Source organism: Paenibacillus sp. FSL P2-0089 (assembly GCF_038595095.1).
Taxonomy (GTDB): domain Bacteria; phylum Bacillota; class Bacilli; order Paenibacillales; family Paenibacillaceae; genus Paenibacillus_AQ; species Paenibacillus_AQ silagei.
In genome coordinates, this window is the sequence record NZ_CP152006.1 from 4,376,080 (window position 1) to 4,392,302 (window position 16,223).

21 protein-coding genes are annotated in these 16,223 nt (G+C 51.2%); 8 read left to right on the top strand and 13 right to left on the bottom strand.

Annotation, left to right across the window (positions count from 1 at the left end; genetic code table 11):
- Nucleotides 1-54: 54 nt before the first annotated feature.
- Entirely contained in the window at nt 55-459 is a 405-nt protein-coding gene (locus tag NST69_RS18300; RefSeq protein ID WP_340951925.1) for a hypothetical protein, read from the bottom strand.
- A gap of 258 nt (nt 460-717) precedes the next feature.
- Here NST69_RS18300 and NST69_RS18305 point away from each other — a divergent pair, with 258 nt between their 5' ends.
- The 4 genes from NST69_RS18305 to cysC all read left to right on the top strand — a co-directional run bounded on the left by NST69_RS18305 (nt 718) and on the right by cysC (nt 2,746).
- A complete protein-coding gene (locus tag NST69_RS18305) occupies nt 718-1,077 on the top strand; it encodes a sigma-70 family RNA polymerase sigma factor (protein WP_340951923.1) in 360 nt (119 codons plus the stop codon).
- A 29-nt stretch (nt 1,078-1,106) separates the two neighbouring features.
- Nucleotides 1,107-1,235 (top strand): hypothetical protein, encoded by a 129-nt coding sequence (locus tag NST69_RS18310; protein ID WP_235192101.1) that lies wholly within the window; start codon nt 1,107-1,109, stop codon nt 1,233-1,235.
- Nucleotides 1,236-1,419: 184 nt separating this feature from the next.
- Nucleotides 1,420-2,184, top strand: a complete 765-nt coding sequence (locus NST69_RS18315; RefSeq protein ID WP_340951918.1) for a sulfotransferase domain-containing protein — start codon at nt 1,420-1,422, stop codon at nt 2,182-2,184.
- 34 nt (nt 2,185-2,218) lie between these two features.
- Nucleotides 2,219-2,746 (top strand): adenylyl-sulfate kinase, encoded by a 528-nt coding sequence (cysC, locus tag NST69_RS18320; protein ID WP_340951915.1) that lies wholly within the window; start codon nt 2,219-2,221, stop codon nt 2,744-2,746.
- A gap of 71 nt (nt 2,747-2,817) precedes the next feature.
- On the opposite strand, the gene NST69_RS18325 is transcribed toward cysC, so the two are convergent.
- On the bottom strand, nt 2,818-3,177 hold the full coding sequence (locus NST69_RS18325; protein WP_155991701.1) for a hypothetical protein: 360 nt from the start codon (nt 3,175-3,177) through the stop codon (nt 2,818-2,820).
- A gap of 217 nt (nt 3,178-3,394) precedes the next feature.
- Complete coding sequence (locus NST69_RS18330; RefSeq protein WP_342546757.1) at nt 3,395-4,309, bottom strand: hypothetical protein; 915 nt, start codon at nt 4,307-4,309, stop codon at nt 3,395-3,397.
- A 139-nt stretch (nt 4,310-4,448) separates the two neighbouring features.
- Between NST69_RS18330 and NST69_RS18335 the strand changes: the two genes are divergently transcribed.
- Entirely contained in the window at nt 4,449-4,979 is a 531-nt protein-coding gene (locus NST69_RS18335) for a GNAT family N-acetyltransferase (protein WP_342546759.1), read from the top strand.
- Nucleotides 4,980-4,983: 4 nt separating this feature from the next.
- Here the strand turns inward: NST69_RS18335 and NST69_RS18340 are convergent, their stop codons facing one another.
- Nucleotides 4,984-6,573 (bottom strand): helix-turn-helix domain-containing protein, encoded by a 1,590-nt coding sequence (locus tag NST69_RS18340; protein WP_342546760.1) that lies wholly within the window; start codon nt 6,571-6,573, stop codon nt 4,984-4,986.
- A 132-nt stretch (nt 6,574-6,705) separates the two neighbouring features.
- On the opposite strand from NST69_RS18340, the gene NST69_RS18345 reads away from it, so the two are divergent.
- Both NST69_RS18345 and NST69_RS18350 read left to right on the top strand, forming a co-directional pair.
- Nucleotides 6,706-7,491 carry an acetoacetate decarboxylase family protein gene (locus NST69_RS18345; protein ID WP_342546762.1) on the top strand — a complete coding sequence of 262 codons (786 nt, stop codon included), beginning with the start codon at nt 6,706-6,708 and terminating at the stop codon, nt 7,489-7,491.
- A gap of 13 nt (nt 7,492-7,504) precedes the next feature.
- Entirely contained in the window at nt 7,505-8,269 is a 765-nt protein-coding gene (locus NST69_RS18350) for a glucose 1-dehydrogenase (protein ID WP_342546763.1), read from the top strand.
- A gap of 146 nt (nt 8,270-8,415) precedes the next feature.
- Here NST69_RS18350 and NST69_RS18355 read toward each other — a convergent pair whose 3' ends face one another.
- The 5 genes from NST69_RS18355 to NST69_RS18375 all read right to left on the bottom strand — a co-directional run bounded on the left by NST69_RS18355 (nt 8,416) and on the right by NST69_RS18375 (nt 11,260).
- Complete coding sequence (locus tag NST69_RS18355) at nt 8,416-9,033, bottom strand: HAD family hydrolase (protein ID WP_342546764.1); 618 nt, start codon at nt 9,031-9,033, stop codon at nt 8,416-8,418.
- Nucleotides 9,034-9,131: 98 nt separating this feature from the next.
- A complete protein-coding gene (locus NST69_RS18360) occupies nt 9,132-9,671 on the bottom strand; it encodes a class I SAM-dependent methyltransferase (protein WP_342546766.1) in 540 nt (179 codons plus the stop codon).
- Between the two features lie 21 nt (nt 9,672-9,692).
- A complete protein-coding gene (locus NST69_RS18365; protein ID WP_036733234.1) occupies nt 9,693-10,325 on the bottom strand; it encodes a pyridoxamine 5'-phosphate oxidase family protein in 633 nt (210 codons plus the stop codon).
- Nucleotides 10,326-10,367: 42 nt separating this feature from the next.
- Nucleotides 10,368-10,760, bottom strand: a complete 393-nt coding sequence (locus tag NST69_RS18370; protein ID WP_342546768.1) for a VOC family protein — start codon at nt 10,758-10,760, stop codon at nt 10,368-10,370.
- Between the two features lie 35 nt (nt 10,761-10,795).
- Nucleotides 10,796-11,260, bottom strand: coding sequence for a hypothetical protein (locus NST69_RS18375; RefSeq protein WP_342546771.1), 465 nt, complete (start codon nt 11,258-11,260; stop codon nt 10,796-10,798).
- A gap of 214 nt (nt 11,261-11,474) precedes the next feature.
- Here NST69_RS18375 and NST69_RS18380 point away from each other — a divergent pair, with 214 nt between their 5' ends.
- Nucleotides 11,475-11,846: an iron chaperone gene (locus NST69_RS18380; RefSeq protein WP_209869636.1), complete on the top strand. Its 372-nt coding sequence runs from the start codon at nt 11,475-11,477 to the stop codon at nt 11,844-11,846.
- Between the two features lie 67 nt (nt 11,847-11,913).
- Here NST69_RS18380 and NST69_RS18385 read toward each other — a convergent pair whose 3' ends face one another.
- The 4 genes from NST69_RS18385 to NST69_RS18400 form a co-directional block, all read right to left on the bottom strand.
- The gene (locus NST69_RS18385) at nt 11,914-12,411 is read right to left on the bottom strand and encodes a YcxB family protein (protein WP_173132894.1); all 498 of its coding nucleotides are present in this window, start codon (nt 12,409-12,411) and stop codon (nt 11,914-11,916) included.
- A 74-nt stretch (nt 12,412-12,485) separates the two neighbouring features.
- Nucleotides 12,486-13,409: a hypothetical protein gene (locus NST69_RS18390; RefSeq protein WP_342546776.1), complete on the bottom strand. Its 924-nt coding sequence runs from the start codon at nt 13,407-13,409 to the stop codon at nt 12,486-12,488.
- A gap of 16 nt (nt 13,410-13,425) precedes the next feature.
- The gene (locus NST69_RS18395; RefSeq protein WP_342546778.1) at nt 13,426-14,550 is read right to left on the bottom strand and encodes a PTS transporter subunit EIIC; all 1,125 of its coding nucleotides are present in this window, start codon (nt 14,548-14,550) and stop codon (nt 13,426-13,428) included.
- Nucleotides 14,551-14,662: 112 nt separating this feature from the next.
- Entirely contained in the window at nt 14,663-16,219 is a 1,557-nt protein-coding gene (locus tag NST69_RS18400) for an ABC-F family ATP-binding cassette domain-containing protein (RefSeq protein WP_036733209.1), read from the bottom strand.
- Between the last annotated feature and the right edge of the window lie 4 nt (nt 16,220-16,223).

Below are 16,223 nucleotides of genomic sequence, written 5' to 3' on the forward strand. Positions count from 1 at the left end.
TCATGGTGAAGCCTGGACCTCCTTTACTAATCAAAGGGAAACCCGGATGGGTTTTTACAACTGTTTATTCCGGTTCACACAAACTTCGATTTTCGTCTCGAGCCATGCTTCGAGGTCGCCGATCACAAGACTCAGCTCCTTCCGTGCGGTTTCTCCCAGGATCGCTATCGCCTTCTCTTTAGCCAGCAGAAAAGATTTCCTCATCGCCTCCGTGTCGAAACTGCCTTGTTGCTTGAGCGTCTCCACGAACGTCTGATTGACGGCAATTACAGCGGATTCAACAGCATCCCCCGCCCGCTGAAGCAGGCTGTTCACTGCCTCATTCTCGATTCTCTGCTCAAGCCCGGCAATTTCCCGCCTGATATAAGCAATTAGAGACCTCGCCAGCAGCCCGAGCAGCGGAATAATCAGTACGGTCATCAGGGTGCTCATCATCTCAGGTGTTACATAGTCACTCATCGTCATCGCCTCCTAAATGGGAATTTCGACAATCTATTGTCTTGTATTCTCGTAATACTAGGTAATCCAGAAATAATTATTACAACTTTCGCAAGAAAAATAGTATTCTTGTAAATTTTTGTTTTTGTCAGTTGTGGAATCTATGGAATATTTTACTTGTTATATGAGAGGATCAGCGATTGATTAGGTCAGGCCTGGGGGAACGGGCTCCGCTGAACCCTGGAATGAAGGTACTACTGAACATGGGGAGGAAAATTCATGGTTACCTGTGATGACGAATTAGTTGAAACCTGCAGGAAATTATTAAAACGCTCAGCATGGAGAATCCAGTACAAGACTCGCATTCAGCTGATACGGGAAAGTAATCCGCTCTACGATAATGAATGCTACGACAACAGCTTTGAAAGTATGGTCGTTTCTGAGCTGTTCGTCGATGAGCTTCTGGATATGCTACCATGGGCAAAATGCAGGTATATTATCAAAAAAACAGTCATAGAAGGAATGGCCGAACAAGAAGTAGCAGCCGAGCTGCAAATGACTCAACAGGGGGTTAGCAAATGGAAACGCAAGGGACTGGAAGTCCTGAAGGAAAATCTTATCCATTCATCGAGACCGTAAAAAAAGCACAAAGCGGAGATAAAGCGTCCATGGAGGATATCCTAAGCCTGTTCTCGGTGGACATCGAATATTTATCCCGGTTCATTATGCTGCCGCGGGAAGAAGCCATTCAGACCTTAAAGATTGAACTCATAAATATTGTTTATCAGGATTTGTAAATTCAGCAGGAGCACCCCTTGAACATACATATTTTTCAGCAATAGCTAAATCAAGTGATTATTCAATGCAGATAGATTCCCTTACTTTTTATGTACAATGTCTAGTCAGCAATAGTCAGAGCTTCATATTATAAATAGAGAAGTATGACTAGCAGCTATTCAAGAGAAAGGAACACTGGAGAGTATGAATACATTCGATCCTTCGAGTGAATATCCTATAGTATTTTTGAACTCGGTCCCCAAGAGCGGTACTCATCTGATGAAGCAGATCTTAGAAGGCATTCCGGGGATGACGCAGAACCCTTATGAATTCTATGAAGGCTATCCGGAAGACTCCGGCCTCCACTATCAGCGGCTGCAGCTCGTCCGTAGCGGACATTTCACAGCAGGGCATGTGTACTATTCACCCCGGTGGTCTGGCATGCTTCGGGAGCTGAAGATCAAGCCGTTATTTCTTAACCGTGACTTAAGAGATATCGTCATCTCGTATACGTATTTCATAACAGACAAATACCCTAATCATCCGCTGCGCCCCTATCTGCTCTCTCTACCGGACCGCAATCAGCAATTTCTGGCTTTAATCCAGGGAATACCAGAGCTCCATTACCCGAGTATAGCCGCGTGGTATGGACAATTCGCCGGATGGAGCGGGGAAGCAGACTGTTTGCAGATCGCTTTTGAACACTTGGTAGACAGCCACAGCTCACGCCGCCGGACCATGGAGCAGCTGATTCGTTATCTCTGGGCTGACAAGCCGCTGCCATTACCGATGCACACAATCCTTGACGCCATGGAGCAGAACATTAATCCTAAGGCCTCCTATACCTTCCGCACCGGCACAACCGGGAACTGGCGGACCGAGTTCAATGAAGAGGTGAAGACTTGCTTCAAAGAGGTGGCGGGCCACCTGCTCTTCCCGGCAGGCTATGAGACAGATTACAACTGGTAACCTAATCGTTTGAAATGGAAGGTGGTGCTGCACATTGCATACGGGGGTAACACTGTGGTTCACCGGCCTGTCCGGCTCTGGAAAAACCACGCTCTGCCGCTGCCTGAATCAGAGATTGCAGCATATGAACGTGAGGACCGAACTGCTCGACGGTGATGTCTTGAGGAATCAACTGTTCCAGGGGTTAGGCTTCTCCAAAGAAGACCGGTCTCTGAATGTAAGAACCGCAGCTTATCTGGCGCAGTTCCTGACCCGGAATGATATCGTCGTCCTGGCTTCCTTCATCTCCCCATACCGGGACATGAGGGCGCAAATCCGGCAGAGCATCCAACCTTTCGTAGAAATCTACGTCAAATGCTCCTTCGAGGAATGTGCAAGAAGGGATGTCAAAGGCTTATACCGCAAAGCGCTTTCCGGAGAGATTCCGCATTTTACCGGCCTGACTGCCCCCTATGAGGAACCTCTCCAGCCCGAGCTTATTGTGGATAATGAGCTTCATAGCGAGGATCAATCCACGGAGCTCATTCTTGCCTACTTGATAGAGCATGGTTATATCTATTAATTCCATTGGTTGTTACATGAAGAACCCCCTATCCTTGGTTAAGGACAGAGGGTTCTTCATGTACAGCTGGCTTACACCTTGAACAGAATCACAATCTCAGTAAGCAGAATCAGTCCAGCCGCTGACACGCCTAGCGAATTAATAATGGTCAGCGCATCCGGGTAGTTCTCCTTACGGAACTGGGAGCAGAGTGACACCGTCCATAACACGCTGAAAAAAAGTCCGGTGCTTCCGCAGCCCCTCTCGTTCAGAAGCCGCCTTCTGCGCCGAAAGAATCTGCCGAGCCCGGCAAAGGTAAGCACCATATAAAGGATAAGCTCAGCGGATGAAATCACAATCACCTCACCTGCAGATAAGAGATGCATCAATGCATACTGAAGGCTAAAACCGATAAAGACAAGCATGTTAAAGGAAATCTTATGGGTACTCAAGCCGTCTTCCTCCCTTTGCGTATAAATGAACACGATCATTAGATAACGCTTACATTATAATTGTAATCGTTTTCCTTTTCTGTGATTTATGACGCTTTCGGCCTATAGGAAGATATGCCTTGCGGGTCTTCCCGCCCCTAATATGCACGCAAAAGAACCGGGCTGCTTCGAGATTAGCCCGGTTTCTTCGCTGTTTACACTCATCCCTACTTCAGACTCATAAAGCATTCAGATAATCAATAACGGCCTGCGTCCGCTTATCCCCGTTCTTCTCTACAAGCAGCAGGAAATCATCCAGCTGAGTCAGCAGTCTGCTGCCCTCGATTCTCTCGGGGCCTGCCTCCGACAGTGTATTCTCATAAGCGATGGCTGCCTTTTCAAGAATGACCTGTGTCTTCTTGTCGAACAGCGGTGTCTTGGTTGTGCCGTTGAACACAATCCGCTTGGCCCGTTCCAGCACTTCTGTCATCGCTGCAGCACGGTTAGAGGTCTTATACGTCTGCACAAAATCCTCGTATTGCACAGCCCGCTCTATGATCTGGTACCAGTCCACCATCAACCTTTCGCCTGCCGCCATCGGCTGCTCCGACTCTGTCGCCATTAAGTCAATATAGACCTGCAGATCCTTACTGACATAAGGTTTGAAAACTTTGAAGCTCTTATAAGGAAGGCCGGGCATGAATCCGCCATCCTGCACCAGCTTGTAGCCCATCCCCTCCAGGTCTTGGAGGACCACACGGACCTCGGCCTGTCTCACCTTGGAGCGTGCCAGCGCCATTGGCATCCCGGGCGTATAGATGTTCTTGATATTCAGTTGAACGACAGGCGCATTCATACGTTTGGTTGCCGTAGGCAGGTAAGCCTTCAGTGCATTCTCCAGATGCAGCACAGCCAGATTCGCTTCGAGCTGCGTCATCTGGCCGATCCGGTTGACCAGCGTGGCTTGGGCCAGGCCAAGGGACGAAGGCTTTTGCAACCTCTGTTCAAATAAAGCGAAAGCTGTTGTAGGCTTCACCGCCGCTGCCTCGATCTTCTGCGGGAAAGCGCTAAGAACGGTAATTCCGGTGCTAGTCAATAACAGTGCGGAGGCAAGCGCGGCTGCCAGGTTTTTGGTTAATCTCTTCGGCTTCATAGGCACACCCCTTCAATAAATAGACGTAGTGCTTATATTTTACCATACATTAACAACCGGGTTCACGGTTATAGACAACCCGATTATATGATCGCATAATAATAGTATGAAATATTGCCCATGAATAGGAGAATCATCAATGAACTTATCCGAACCTTTTACAACGGGCCGTCTGCATTTCCGTCTGCTGAATCAGAACGACACCGATGCCGTCTACAAGCAATTCTCGGACCCGGACATGTGCAGATACTTCAGTGAGCCGCCCTGCGATTATAACGAAGCTGTGGAGATTATTGAGCATTACGCCCAACCTGAAGGCAAAGGCCATCACCGCTATGGGATGTTTGACCGGGAGACCGGTTCCTTCATTGGCACCTGCGGATATCATTATTGGGACGCTGAGCGGAAGCAGGTGGAGATCGGTTATGACATCTGGAAGGACTATTGGGGGCAAGGTTATATGTCGGAGGCCCTGCCCGTACTTCTCGACACGTGCTTCACACAGCTTGATGTGGACTCTATCTATATCCTGACTCATCCGCATAACGCTGCTTCGATGGCAACTGTCCGAAAGTTTGGGTTTGAGGTGTGTGCGCCTTGCAGGGAAGTGGAGGAAGAGCCTCAGGTGTGTATGAAGCTAATGCGGGAGAACGCAGCTGCTGCCAAATAACAAATCAAGAGCAACAAGGGCTCCCTCCCCCATTGAGCTTTTCCAGATAATCTGTCATTTGATAGGACATATATAGCCTCAGTACCTGATCGATCTGGCGCAAATCAAGCTGAATCAGTTCGTCGATCTGGCGTAAGCGGTACCGCAGGGTGTTGCGGTGGACGAATAGTTCGTCGGCGGTTTTTTGCAGCTGCTGGTTGTTCTTCAAATAGCAATAGAGGGTATGATACAAGTCGGCATGATGCTTCTCATCGAATACACGCAGGACCGTAAGCGCCGGATGGGTGACATCCCGGGAATCATGCTGCGCATGCGGGGACAACAGATCATACAGCTGCACATCAGCATACAAGATGCGCGGTTCCGCAGGCCAGACGATCCGCCCGATCTCCAGTGCCTTGAGCGCCTGCAGATAATATTTGCGGCAGTCTGTAAGGTCGGTGAATTCCCGGCTGATTCCCAGACGGATCTGATGGCTGACGAGAAATTCCCGCAAGCTTGGATCATACTCTCTTGACCTGGACGATGCAGTATCACCCTCACTGACCCCCACCATATACTCATGGTAAAAGATCAGCCGCTCCTCCCCGAAATGCAAGTGCAGCTGATCCCTTAAATAACCAGTCTGTTTGCCGGAAGCAGAGGCATCGTACCCCGCAAGCTCCAGCACCAGAATAGACAATCTGCCCTTAGGCAGATGCACTCCGCTCCGCAGGCTCTCCTGAATTAGTTGTGAACCGTTCTCCCCATTCTCCAGCAATTCATAGATCAGCTCTTCATATTCCGCCTGGCTTGAATTCCTGTAAAAGCTGTTCTTCGCCAGCTCCGCCGCCACCAGCCCGGCCGTAAAACCCGCCACCTCATGATCCCTCCGCTCAATCGGGCGTGTGTCGCCCAGCACAATCACATTCCCGACAGGCTTGCTGCCGATCCTAATCTTGGCGACCAGCTTGGTCACCTGGCTTCCGCTGCATTCCACTTCGTAAGCCTCCAGCGACTCTATGCCGGTCTGCACACTCTTCAGTTGGTGGACGGCAGCTATGAAATCATAGGAACAGTAGCCTTTGCGCAGATTATCGCTCCAGATGGGATCGGTAACCCCGCTATAATCCGAAGCAGCCAGAACCTTATAGCTTACATCAATGATAATTACCGGATTGCCCATCAGCTCTGCCGCCGCACAGACGATTGCATCCAGTCCTTTGCCGGCGACACAGGCCTCAAGCATTCGCCCCTTAGCCTGCTCCCGTTCAACCTCTTCCAGGAACAGCCCCCGGGTCTGATTATAGAGCTCGAATACATCTTCCCCTGCCCCGAATTCCATACGGTTCTGTCTGCTATATATCTGCTGATGCTGGCCTGAAGCTGGCTCCACAGTATCATTAATCAGCATCAGGCTGGCCTGCTCCAACCCTTCTGCGTGATCCGGTAATCCGGACCGGTAGCCTACATAGATAAATTCAGGGGCAAAATGCGTCAGGCTCTTCGTAATCAGCATCGTATCTGAATATGCTGTCGTTATTGCTTTGTTCCACTGGATATGTAGGGCCTGCTTACTAAATTGTCTGCTAATCTGTTCAAAGGTTACATTCATCGCTCTCCCCCCATGATTATTATAGTGCGCCGCGCACAATTTTCCCATTTATTTTTATATTTTCCATATATATAATCACTGGAATAGTCATGTTACATTATTCGTGACCCTATAACACAGGAGGAGATTCAGATGAGCAGCTTCGTAAAAGATGTGAATGAGATTACCAAAAGAATCAATACACCTACGACCTTCTATAATGCCGAGACACTTACAGTCTATTGGGAGACCTCGCCCGAAGTGATCCGCAGCATTCTGCCCGCGCCGCTTACGCCGGGTCCAAGACCGCTTGTGCACGCTTTTGTTGCTAACTATCCCCGAACCAGCTTCTGCGAGCCTTACCGTGAAGCCGCGGTCTTCGTCCTGGCAGCCTACAACGGGCAACCGGGCACCTACTGCCTGTCCATGCCGATCAGCGATGATATCGCTATGGGCCTGGGGCGTGAGATTTATGGCTTCCCGAAGAAGATGGCCGACATCAGTCTCCAGAAGGAGGATCACCATATAGCAGGCAGCGTATCCCGGCGGGGTACAGAATTCTTCCATGTAGAGGCTGCGCTTAGCGGGAAAATGAATGCCGGGAACGGACAGCGCATCATCTCCGAGCATTACGGCGATGGGCTGCCTGTCTTCAATATGAAGTATTCCAAGTCTCCGGATGGCCGCGGATTCGATCTTGGACCGCTGCTGATCCGGCAGACAGCCTCGATGGATATCAGTGTGCGCACGGCGGCAGAAGTAGAGATTCACCTGCATGACTCTCCGCATGACCCTTGGGCCGAGCTGGAAGTCGTCCGTATGCTGGGCGGCATCTACACGGTCAGCAATACCGTCCTTGAACGCGGTGAGGTCCTGACGGCTGTAGATCCTGAACAGTTCCTTCCCTACTCCAACTTGCGCTGGGATTGGTGGAATTAATGGAGGTGCGCCGGTGAGAAATCCATTTGATTTGAGCGGAAAAGTGACGGTGGTGACGGGCGCAGCCGGGGGAATAGGGGGGGAATTGGCTCAAGCTCTGGCCGGGCAAGGGGCGGATGTAGCCCTGTTAGATGTAAGAGTGGACGAGCTGGAACCGGCGCGGCAACAGATTGAAGCCCAGGGCTGCCGGGCGCTTCCGCTCCAATGTGACGTAACCCGAGGCGCGGAGATTGAAGCGGCGGTAGCAAGCATTCTGGAGCATTTCGGACGGATAGATATCCTGGTGAATAATGCCGGAGTTGCATCCACAGGCTCTGTCGAGGAACTGGCGGAAGCGGAATGGGACCGGGTGATGGATACCAATGTGAAGAGTATTTATCTCATGTCCAAAGCTGTGATCCCGGCCATGAAGGAGCGCAAGGCGGGCCGCATTATCAACCTTGCTTCCATCTGCGGTGTGAAGGGCAGCAAGCTGGCCGCCCTGCATGCCTATAATGCCTCCAAAGGCGCAGTCGTGAATCTGACCCGGGGCATGGGCGCGACCCTTGCTCCTTACGGAATCACGGTGAATGCGATCGGACCCAGCCTGTTCCCCAGCCGGATGACCCGCGCGCTCTACCAGGACCAATTTCTGGAGCAGTATAATACGCTATGCCCCATGGGCCGGCCCGGCAACCCCGATGAATTGAACGGCGCTGTCCTCTACTTCGCCTCGGATGCTTCCAGCTACACGACAGGCCAGACGCTATATGTGGACGGGGGCTGGACAGCCGTCTGAGCCAACCGTACCCCTGGTACGCTATCCCCTGCGTATCCGCCGCATTATCGCCGGAATTGAATAAGGAGTTGTCTTCAAAGCCATGAAATGGCTGTAAGACAACTCCAGCTTTTGCAGGAAGAGATCCACCTTTATCCAAGGCCGCTTCAGAACAATTCCAGCAGCCCGTCCAGCCGGTCGATCACATAATCATAACTGCTCACTTCGCCGAATCCATAACTCGCGTACACAAAAGGAATCCCCGCGAACCCTGCCGCCTTCCTATCCCCTTCGATATCGCCCACATAGACAGGACTCATCAGATGATTGCGGTCCATGACCAGCCTGATGTTCTCTCCCTTAGATAGTCCGGTTCTCCCCGGATTCTCGTAGTCTGTGAAATACTTCTGCAATTGATGATATTCATAAAAAGCCTCGATGTACCCCGCCTGGCAGTTGCTTACGATGAACAGCTTGTATTTAGCCGATAATGCCTGAAGCACCTCTTCCACCCGAGCATACAACCTTCCGCCTTGCTGCGACAGAACGAGACACTCCATATCACAACATTCATCCATAATCTTCTGCCGAGTATCCTCATCTGCATCAGGAAACAGCCTTCGGCCAACCTCCGGCACCGGCAGCCCCATAATGCCTTGTAAATTGTCTATCGTTACCTCTTTGGCTGCTCCCGTATAGCTGCTAATCACTTGATTCCATCCACCCACTACAGTCTCCGTCGGGTCCCATAACGTACCGTCCAGATCAAAAATAATACTATCCATTTCGCATTCCCCTCACCTTCAGATCATAGTTGTTGTTCCTCAGGTCCCGCCCAGATCAAATGCACCATATTCAGCGAATAGCTCTCCACTCTAGTGATCTACATCCCCGACTCCCGGACCAGTCCGAGAATATCCCGGGTCTGATGGCATCCATAGATGCGGTACAGGAGCGGATTCAGCGCCCGTTGCAGTGTAGTGACCAAGAGGTTAGAACCAATTCCATGCTCCAGGAGCAGGATGGTGCCGTCCGGCTTACACCAGCGGTTCAGCTTCACCAGCAGGTTCAGCGGGTTCTTATAGCTGCATAAGGACAGCGTGGAGACAATCGTATCGAACGAATGCGCGGCAAAGCTCATGTCTTCGATATCTGCACATATACAATCGGCTTCCAGTCTGTACTGTCCGGCGGCCCGTCTGGCCTTCTCAACCATGGCTCCGCTGAAGTCCACAGCCGTGATCTTGACGCCTTTAGGATAGAACGGGAAGTTCGCCCCGGCTCCGACGGCAAGCTCCAGCACCTCACCCTTCGCAGAACCGATTAGCTTCTGGCGCCAGCGCCGCTGCTTCGGATCATCTCTTTTACGGTCATAATCCGTGGCCTGCCTGTCAAAAATCCGTATCAGCCTCTCTGTATCCATCCCCGTTATTCACTCCCCTACTTAATACAGCCGCTTCACGTAGCTCTCCTCTATACCTCGCCGCACCACTTCCTCCGTGAACTCCGCTGCATTCACATGAGCGGCGATGATGGCCGGAGCAGACGGGAGCAAGGCTTCAGCAGGCCAGGTGCCGGAGTCCCAGACCTGCGATCTTTTGAAGGCCTTGGCACAATGCATATAACATTCCTCCACCTTCACCCCGATCCCCAGCGCAGGCCGCTTGCCTCGGGCTCGCATCCGATCCAGGATAGGCTCGTCCTTAATGATATAGGCTTGCCCGTTAACCCGCAGTGTCTCTTCAAGCCCCGGGATAATAAAAATCAGACCGATATGTGGATTAGCCAGGATATTCAGCAAAGAGTCCAATCTGCGGTTCCCCGGACGTTCAGGAATGACCAGATGCCCTTCATCCAGCACCAGCACCGAACCGGGCGCATCCCCGCGCGGAGAGACATCGCATGAGCCGTGTTCATCTGCCGTAGACAGGAATAATAGAGGGGACATCGCTATATAATCACGGCAGTGATGATCCAGCTGATGGATCGATTTGCGCTTCACCACTTCACTCGGATAGCCCAGAAGCTCTCTGAGCTCATTTTCTGACGTCAGCATTTCATGAAAAGGTTTATTCATCCCGCATCCCCGCTTCTGATTATTATATGGACCCCACTCCGCCTAACGCCAGACCTGCATCCGTTCATCCAGAGTGGAAGTATGCAGCTCCAGCTGAATTCCATCCGGGTCCAGGAAATTCACCGACCAGCCGGTTCCCCGCTGAACAGGTCCTCTGACGATCTCAACGTGATGCTTCTGCAAGATGCCGACAGCTTCATTGAAATCATCCTCTGCGATATAAAAAGCAACATGATCCATTCCGGCAAATTCGTCTAAGGGCTCCTTGGTAACCATTCGTTCAAGCAGACAGATCCAAGCGCTGCCCCACTCCAAATAGGCATCTATTCGGCCACGATGTCTAACGTTCATCCCCAGAATACCCTGATAGAATTCCAATGAAGCCTGAAGGTCGCGTACCTGGAGTGTGATGTGACTGAATCCGGAGACTTTCATTGATTAGTTCCTCCTATTCTCCATCCCTTAGTTAACTACAGCCATCTCACAAACTTCTTATGTACCACTTCGATCTGGTGCCGCTCCGCCCATTCCGTTAGCAACTTTATCCCTTGATCTTCCTGCTCGGGGAATCGAAAACAGTATTTATAAGTAACCAGCAGATTGGCTCTGGGCTTTACTGCGATCACGGGCAGCAAGTAGCCTTTGATGAAAATACACTTGATAGTAGAGGCTTCAATCTCTATATTCTTGATCTGCAGGGCTTCCGGCTTAATCTCTATGTTGAACGCCCTGCTAAAGGTAAACAAACGATATACCATAATCCCTGCAACGGCTATTGCAATTCCGATGACGAGATAGGTCACAATCTGCTCCAACAGAGTCGTTTTATCGACCCGAAGGAAAAAGCGTATCCAGAATAACATAAGGGCAACCACGCTTATAGTAGCCGGCAACTCAGCAGGACGTTTGCCTTTGAACCCGATCCTCTCCTCCATCCCATAACCCCATTCTCATTTATTTTGAAGAACAACAAGCTTCTTCTATCATACAGGGAAATGCTGGAATGAGGAAGGGAGCCCTACTCCTTCACTATTCAACACCTCCCATTGTGACGGTTAATCCAATTTATTCATTAAAATTTTTGACTCTCCTGCGGCTACAAGATATTATGGAGGGCATTAGGGCTGACATAGATCAGGAGGACGAACCATGGATGTGTTTGCAGAGTATCTAGCGAAGATCGATAATCCGGTCCATCAGGCAACGGTGGAGGAAGTACTCGCCTGGGTGTTGCAGGAGTTCCCGCAGCTCGAACCGAGAATTGGCTGGAACCAGCCGATGTTCACCGATCACGGAACATACATTATCGGCTTCAGTGTAGCCAAAGGGCATATGGCTGTTGCCCCGGAAAAAGCAGGCATGGATCATTTCGAGGAAGTCCTGAAGCAAGGCGGAATAGATCACACCAAGCTGCTGATCCGCATGAAATGGACGAATCCGGTGGATTACGGCCTGCTGAGACAGTTAATCGAGTACAATATTGCCGACAAGGCAGATTGCACAAGCTTTTGGCGGGTGTAGCTGCGGCTAATCATCCGCTCCCGGATACAGAAAAGGACATGCGCGGGTAGCATGTCCTTCTTTTTTGTCACCAAATCACGCCACTGACAATCTTGCGGTGATCTGACACATACGCTCTGAATTTATGCTCCTGTGCGGCATCCTCGAACGATTGCTTCGCAACGAACCAATACTCCTGTGGCCCATGGAACAGCAGATAGTAGCTCTGGTTCTCCCATACCCGGGTGAAAGAGCCCCAGGTCATGACGGACGCGTCCTTCTCCGGACTGAAATTGATCCCCTCTGCATCGAAAAGATATTCAAATTCCTTATTGTACCTTGTATCTGCCGACAATATCTTCGGTAAAAGCAAGGTGCGCATCACGATTGACATTCCCATGGTCAGAACCAGCGTAATCGATATGCCGAGCAAAATGACCGACTGGTTCTGAGTATACAGAATCATGCACACCGCTATAAATACCGCTTGAACGCCAATCGATAGTATAGATTTCCACGAGTGGAAATATAATGCCCGCGCCACCTTGGAAATATGCCGTCCATAATGAAAGCTGATTGTCTCCATCCTGCCACCCTCTATCTCTTCACTTCATCACTTATAGTAGTATAGCATCCAACGCGTAGAAAATCCTGCCCCGTTCACACTTCGCGTGTCTCTTCGGGATGATACAGGATTCGCTGGTAATCCCAATCCTTCGTATCCATATCGCCCAGATACATCCGTTCATGCTCCGGCACAAGCTCATATTTGATTCGAAGCTGCTCCCGGTAGTATTCACCCGGATTCTCCAGATAAGCATAATAGGCAGCCCGGCACGCTTCATGCGCCGTTTGCTCGCCGTTCAGCTGCTTGTGGAGGTTATGCAGCTCTTTGAGCTTCTCCTGTGCATCGGCAGAGTATAGGGCTTCGCCTAATGTAACCTCGCCCAATTGCAGAATATGTACCGTTACAGGAGTATCCATTGTCGTGAAGAAGGTCTTATCTGCAACAAGAGCGTCCAGCTCTTCCAGCGTATATTCTGCGTCAGCAGGCAGGTTATAGACCGCTACCTTTCCGTCCTTGTATATCACAACATCGACCAGGTATACTGCGCCGCTATTCTTCATGAACAGATGAACACTTTTGCCCTCCGTCGTCTGGTAGAACATTTCGCTGTTGACATAGAATTCCGTAGAGGAAGGTGAATGCGCAATCCGGCGCGCTTCACTCTGCTCCTGCTCCCGGTCCGAAATCTCATAGATATTCGTATGGTCCGGGTTCAGCAGGCTCACTGTTTCCTGAATATGCTGGTAATAGCTTGCAGCGTTGTAAGTCCACTTTGCCGACTCTACCGTATACGCACCCAGTCCATGAATGGACAGCTGCTTCCCGGAGGGGACGGCCGGCGTTAACCAGCCTGAATTTATTTTGCCGGATAAGCCCTTAAGATCTGTAAGCTCCCAGCAGTTGACCATGCCGTCTTCGTACACATCTACATTAATATAGAAGTAACTTCCTCCGTTATGGATGATTCCGGGAATGGAAGTCCCTTCCACCGTCTTGGTTCTTCTAATCGCTCTCAAGTGTAATCCCCCTTAGCTAGGATTTGGCAAGTGGTTCGACGACTGGCTCCGGTCCAAGCTTCACGCACAGCGTTGCAATCAGGGCAATCAGGAACCCGGTGGTACATGCGATCAGGAAGCCGCCGAAACCGTCCCCCAGATAAGCAGGCAGCGTCGCCAGCCCCGGAAAAGCAAACGAAATCGCAGACGAGCCGAACATCCCGACCATCCCGCCGCCAATCGAGCCTGCGCAGCAGACAATAATCATCGGCTTACGCAGCGGCAGATTGACCCCGAACATTGCAGGCTCCGTCACACCAAACAAGGCCGATATCGATGCCGACAGGCTTAAGGTGCGGAACTGCTTGTCTTTAGCTTTGATGAATACTGCCAGCGCTGCTCCCGCTTGGGCAAAGGCGGCGGGACCCATCAGCGCGAGGATCGTGTCTGATCCACCCGTGCTGATGTTGTTGATCGCCAGCGGCACCAGACTCCAGTGCAGGCCGAAGATGACCATCGGCTGAATGATCGCCCCCAGCACCATTCCAGCGCCGACTGAACTGAGATTATACACTGTACGGTACCCGTCTGCCAGGGCGTCACCGGCCAGCGCCCCCATCGGTCCGAATACCAGCAGCGTCACCGACGATACCACGATCACGGAGATCAGCGGAGTGAAGAAGCCGCGGATGACCTCAGGTAGTATTTTGACACAGAATCGCTCGACATAGACCAGCAGACCTACCGCCAGGATGATAGGAATAGCGCTTGCAGGATAATTCACCGGCTTGATGCTCATGCCCATAAACTCAATGACTTCGTTGTTCGCAAATAGTGTAGTCAGACTGGGATATAGCATAACCCCGCCTATAACGACCGCCGTAAAAGGATTGGCCCCAAATTTACGGGCTGCCGTAAACGCCAGCAGCAGCGGAAGGTAATGGAACAGGCTGTCCGCCATGGCATTCAGCACCGTATAGGTGCCTTCGGTCTTGCTGATGAGCTCCAGCGCAACCGCACCTGCGAGCAGACCCTTCATGATTCCTGCCGCGCTCAATATATTAACTATAGGAAGAAAAATACCAGAAATGCCGTCAATAATGATATTGACCAGACTGCGTTTGGATGGCTTCACGACTGTCTCCTCATTCACAACGTTCATAGGTTCCCCCTGCATTCTTACTCACTCTTATGTAAATGACCCGTAAGAGTCACTTTTCGCAAAGTTCCCCTCCTACGGGTCAAACCTCAGACCGGCATCAGTGCCGGCTGTCCTAGAATACTTTGGTTGTCCATGATTCGCAGTTCCAGGTATCGGTCACGATATCGCGGTAAAATTCAGGCTCATGCGAGATTAGCAGAATGCTGCCTTTATAGGCTTTGAGCGCACGCTGCAGCTCTTCCTTCGCATCGACGTCGAGATGGTTGGTCGGCTCATCGAGTACGAGCAGATTGCTCTCACGGTTAATCAGCTTGCAGAGACGCACCTTGGCTTTCTCGCCGCCGCTTAAGACGGCAATTTTACTCTCAATATGCTTGGTGGTCAGGCCGCACTTCGCCAGTGCTGCACGAATCTCGAATTGGGAGTAGGACGGGAATTCGTTCCAGATCTCCTCGATACAGGTGTTGTAATTCGATTCCTTCATTTCCTGCTCGAAATACCCGATCTCCAGCAGATCGCCAAGGCGGGCTGTGCCCGAGATAGGCTGGATCTGGCCGAGAATGCTGCGCAGCAGCGTGGTTTTACCGATCCCGTTCGCACCGACGAGGGCAATCTTCTGCCCACGTTCCATGCTGAGGTCCAGCGGACGCGACAATGGGGAATCATACCCGATCACCAGATCCTTGGTCTCAAAAACCATTTTGCCGGAGGTCCGCCCCTGCTTGAAGTTGAACTGCGGCTTCGGCTTCTCCTTGGCAATCTCAATGACCTCCATCTTATCCAGCTTCTTCTGCCGGGACATTGCCATGTTGCGGGTAGCTACGCTAGCCTTGTTGCGGGCCACGAAGTCCTTCAGATCGGCAATCTCCTGCTGCTGGCGCTTGAACGCGGATTCCAGCTGCGACTTCTTCGCTTCGTATACCTGCTGGAAATACTCATAATCGCCCACATAACGCGACAGTGACTGATTCTCCATATGGTAGATCAGGTTGATGACGCTGTTAAGGAACGGAATGTCATGCGAGATCAGAATGAAGGCATTCTCATAATCCAGCAGATAACGCTTCAGCCAGTTGATATGCTGTTCATCCAGATAGTTCGTAGGCTCATCGAGCAGCAGAATGTCGGGCTTCTCCAGCAGCAGCTTTGCCAGCAAGACCTTGGTCCGCTGACCGCCGCTGAGATCGTTAACATCCTTGTCCAGACCGATGTCGGTCAGACCGAGTCCACGCGCGGTTTCATCGATTTTGGCATCAATCATATAGAAGTCCTGGCTGGTCAGCATGTCCTGAATCGTTCCGACATCCTCCAGCAGCTGCTCCAGCTCCTCAGGGGTCACATCCCCCATCTTGCCGTACATGTCGTTCATCTCTTGTTCCATATCGAACAGATATTGGAAGGCCCCGCGCAGCACATCCCGGATGGATTGCCCCTGCTGAAGCACCGCATGCTGATCCAGATACCCGGCGCGCATCCGTTTCGCCCACTCCACCTTGCCTTCGTCCGGTTGAAGCTTACCAGTAATGATGTTCATGAAGGTCGATTTCCCCTCACCGTTAGCGCCGATCAGACCGATATGCTCACCCTTCAGCAGGCGGAAGGAGACATCCGTGAAGATGGCCCGGTCGCCGAAGCCGTGACTAAGCTTTTCTACATTTAATATGCTCATGAAG

Coding starts and splice junctions, on each gene's coding strand:
- NST69_RS18300 (WP_340951925.1), bottom strand. CDS start 459: ATGAGTGACTATGTAACACCTGAGATGATGAGCACCCTGATGACCGTA.
- NST69_RS18305 (WP_340951923.1), top strand. CDS start 718: ATGGTTACCTGTGATGACGAATTAGTTGAAACCTGCAGGAAATTATTA.
- NST69_RS18310 (WP_235192101.1), top strand. CDS start 1,107: ATGGAGGATATCCTAAGCCTGTTCTCGGTGGACATCGAATATTTATCC.
- NST69_RS18315 (WP_340951918.1), top strand. CDS start 1,420: ATGAATACATTCGATCCTTCGAGTGAATATCCTATAGTATTTTTGAAC.
- NST69_RS18330 (WP_342546757.1), bottom strand. CDS start 4,309: ATGAAGCCGAAGAGATTAACCAAAAACCTGGCAGCCGCGCTTGCCTCC.
- NST69_RS18335 (WP_342546759.1), top strand. CDS start 4,449: ATGAACTTATCCGAACCTTTTACAACGGGCCGTCTGCATTTCCGTCTG.
- NST69_RS18340 (WP_342546760.1), bottom strand. CDS start 6,573: ATGAATGTAACCTTTGAACAGATTAGCAGACAATTTAGTAAGCAGGCC.
- NST69_RS18345 (WP_342546762.1), top strand. CDS start 6,706: ATGAGCAGCTTCGTAAAAGATGTGAATGAGATTACCAAAAGAATCAAT.
- NST69_RS18355 (WP_342546764.1), bottom strand. CDS start 9,033: ATGGATAGTATTATTTTTGATCTGGACGGTACGTTATGGGACCCGACG.
- NST69_RS18360 (WP_342546766.1), bottom strand. CDS start 9,671: ATGGATACAGAGAGGCTGATACGGATTTTTGACAGGCAGGCCACGGAT.
- NST69_RS18365 (WP_036733234.1), bottom strand. CDS start 10,325: ATGAATAAACCTTTTCATGAAATGCTGACGTCAGAAAATGAGCTCAGA.
- NST69_RS18370 (WP_342546768.1), bottom strand. CDS start 10,760: ATGAAAGTCTCCGGATTCAGTCACATCACACTCCAGGTACGCGACCTT.
- NST69_RS18375 (WP_342546771.1), bottom strand. CDS start 11,260: ATGGAGGAGAGGATCGGGTTCAAAGGCAAACGTCCTGCTGAGTTGCCG.
- NST69_RS18380 (WP_209869636.1), top strand. CDS start 11,475: ATGGATGTGTTTGCAGAGTATCTAGCGAAGATCGATAATCCGGTCCAT.
- NST69_RS18385 (WP_173132894.1), bottom strand. CDS start 12,411: ATGGAGACAATCAGCTTTCATTATGGACGGCATATTTCCAAGGTGGCG.
- NST69_RS18395 (WP_342546778.1), bottom strand. CDS start 14,550: ATGAACGTTGTGAATGAGGAGACAGTCGTGAAGCCATCCAAACGCAGT.
- NST69_RS18400 (WP_036733209.1), bottom strand. CDS start 16,219: ATGAGCATATTAAATGTAGAAAAGCTTAGTCACGGCTTCGGCGACCGG.